The sequence below is a fragment of the Bartonella jaculi genome (assembly GCF_039543045.1).
GTDB lineage: Bacteria > Pseudomonadota > Alphaproteobacteria > Rhizobiales > Rhizobiaceae > Bartonella > Bartonella jaculi.
Genome location: NZ_BAABIZ010000111.1, coordinates 1 through 1,482, shown reverse-complemented (window position 1 = coordinate 1,482; position 1,482 = coordinate 1). Strand labels below are relative to the sequence as shown.

The 1,482-nt window shown below is 35.8% G+C and carries 2 protein-coding genes and 1 pseudogene; all 3 read left to right on the top strand.

Translation table 11 applies throughout. From position 1 onward, the window contains the following. Window positions 1-229: pseudogene (locus ABD915_RS09630) on the top strand (trwi protein); the annotation flags it as partial. 145 nt (window positions 230-374) lie between these two features. Next, on the top strand, window positions 375-518 hold the full coding sequence (locus ABD915_RS09625; protein WP_345117724.1) for a lipoprotein: 144 nt from the start codon (window positions 375-377) through the stop codon (window positions 516-518). A 155-nt stretch (window positions 519-673) separates the two neighbouring features. After that, window positions 674-1,366 (top strand): TrbJ/VirB5 family protein, encoded by a 693-nt coding sequence (locus ABD915_RS09620; protein ID WP_345117722.1) that lies wholly within the window; start codon window positions 674-676, stop codon window positions 1,364-1,366. Window positions 1,367-1,482 lie beyond the last annotated feature (116 nt).

Genomic DNA, 1,482 nt, shown 5'->3' with positions numbered 1-1,482 from the left:
TATGATGGATATCTTTGCAAACTATATGACGGATCTACAATTCGATGGAAAGCAGAATGTGGGATATGCCCTTGGTGGTGCGCTCATCTTGTCCATTATCTCCATTGTGCTGTTACTCAAACTGTCATCTATTGCCAGCGCTTTGGCAAAAGGCGTTACATTTGGGCACCTATGGTACTTAGATACAGCAAGAAGAAATCCTCCTCGTAGTAGCCGCACAATCAAATGACCCTTTAACTTAGTGTATTATATCCGCACCACAGTTGTATTTTTTCATAAACAATAAAGAAATAAGAGTTATAGGCAAGATATTTTATGATCAAAATTGAAACAATGATAAATTATATTTTATAATTGTAAAAAGGAGTATTAAAATGAAAAAAATCATTTTTACAATTTTGATTGCGAATCTTTTGTCAGCTTGCCTATTCGCGCCAAAACCAAAACAACCAAGTAATTGGAACCGTATACCTGTTAATAAAACAGTCCCTGCCGAAATTCAGCGAGGAGCCATATAAAACAAAAACAAGCTAAACCAGTAAAAGCCAAACAACTTAATAGTTATTATGAAGAAAGCTGAGGCTCGGAACGTGAACTCATCAGCGAATTTTGAAATTAGCGATGTAACTTTCAACCTTGTTACATAAGATATAAGAATGAAAAGGAATGAAGTATGAAAAAGCTGATTATCGCAGCGGTAATAAGTATATTTTTTGAAGTCCCAAGCTATGGACAAAGTGGCGTTACGGTTGACCTTTCCGTGGTAAATCTGAACGAGCTATTACCTGATCTTGAAACAAATTCTGAGACAGCCTTAATGAAAAAACATATCGACCGTACAGAAAGAATATTGGATGCTATAACCGGCCATCGAACAATAAGTAAAGATCCGAAAAAGGATGATGGAGGTTTATTTTTGATAAATCCACAGTTTATTTACGATAATAAGAAACAAGCGGATATTGTCAGCACGATTCCTGAACAGTTTAAAAAAATCTTACGGGATGAAAATTATCTTCGCAATTCTTCTGTCCATGACGCACGCGAAACTATTGATGAACGTCTTCAATATGCAGCAGTTATAGATAAAGTCATAGCTTTGCAAATCTTTCAGGAAATAGAAAATCGTTTTGAACAAATTGCAAATATGTTAGTTACCCTTGACCAAATGAAGGATTTAAAAGGCGTTGCTGAATTGCAAGTACGCATGAAAGGCATGCTAGCTATGATCCAGAATGAAATGACAAAACTGCAAATGGTCAAACATTCACGCAACATTGAACAGACGCTCATCAGCCGATTACAACGTAAGCGCAATGTGCAAATTCTTGGAAGCAAAAATACAGAAATGCCGAAAATAAGATAAAGTTTTTTATAAACAACTTGTCCTATGCCATTGTCTTTTTACCTTCGCTTTCGAGAAAAGCCAACCACATAAGTTTGAGTATTCTCTCAACATTTCTAAAGGAATACACGGGGATT